The organism is Streptococcus sp. HPH0090 (assembly GCF_000411475.1).
In the GTDB taxonomy this organism is placed as follows: domain Bacteria; phylum Bacillota; class Bacilli; order Lactobacillales; family Streptococcaceae; genus Streptococcus.
Map to the genome: position 1 here is coordinate 52,072 of NZ_KE150466.1, position 692 is coordinate 52,763.

A 692-nucleotide genomic window follows, 5' to 3' on the forward strand; every position below is an offset into this window, starting at 1 on the left:
CAATTTATCAGTTAAACAAGATAATGTTGAGGATCGATTGAACACTGTCAATGAAGTTAAACAAATTTTTGATAGCTTCAAGCACTCGGAAAGTATTGCCTTACAGTATGCTAGGACTTTAGTCAATTTATCAGCTAAACAAGATAATGTTGAGGATCGATTGAACACTGTCAATGAAGTCAAACAAATTTTTGATAGCTTCAAGCACTCGGAAGACATTGCCTTACAGTATGCTATGGCCTTAGCCAATTTATCAGTTGAACAAGATAATGTTGAGGATTTGCTGAAGACTAGCAAAGCAGTCAAACAGATTTTTGATAGCTTCAAACACTCGGAAAGTATTGCCTTACGGTATGCTATGGTCTTAGCCAATTTGTCAGTTGAACAAGATAATGTTGAGGATTTACTGAAGACTAGCAAAGCAGTCAAACAAATTTTTGATAGCTTCAAGCACTCAGAAAGTATTGCCTTACGGTATGCTATGGTCTTAGTCAATTTATCAGCTGAACAAGATAATGTTGAGGATCGATTGAGCACTGTCAATGAAGTTAAACAAATTTTTGATAGCTTCAAGCGCTCGGAAAGTATTGCCTTACGGTATGCTATGGCTTTAGTCAATTTATCAGTTGAACAAGAAAACGTTGAGGATTTACTGAAGACTAGCAAAGCAGTCAAACAAATTTTTGATAGCT

Annotated in this window: 1 pseudogene; it reads left to right on the forward strand. The window is 35.8% G+C overall.

The features are described from left to right. A pseudogene (locus HMPREF1481_RS10885) lies at window positions 1-692 on the forward strand (hypothetical protein); the annotation flags it as partial.